This window comes from Mesorhizobium sp. WSM4822, from assembly GCF_055811155.1.
The window spans coordinates 1-330 of sequence record NZ_JBVVQM010000093.1; the positions used below are offsets into that span (position 1 = coordinate 1).

Sequence of the window (330 nt, forward strand, 5' to 3'; positions counted from 1 at the left end):
GAATTCCTCGAGACCAACGGCATCATCAAGGGCGCGATGAACCTCATCGACACACAACGCGCCGAACTGCTCTACAGTCGCATGGGCCCGGCGATCGAGGCCTCCGGCGGCAGCGCCGGCAACACGGCGGCCGGCGTCGCCAGCTTCGGCGGCCGCGCCGCTTTCTTTGGCAAGGTCTCCAACGATGCGCTGGGCGAAATCTACGCCCACGACATCCATGCGCAGGGCGTCGCCTTCGACACCACGCCGCTCGAGGGTGAGCCGCCGACGGCGCGCTCGATGATCTTCGTCACGCCCGACGGCGAGCGCTCGATGAACACCTATCTCGGC

The 330-nt window shown here is 67.0% G+C and carries 1 protein-coding gene; it reads left to right on the forward strand.

The features are described 5' to 3' along the window. Window positions 1-330 (forward strand): PfkB family carbohydrate kinase (locus AC0L3E_RS34680; protein WP_473606920.1); only part of this gene is annotated, 330 nt, incomplete at both ends.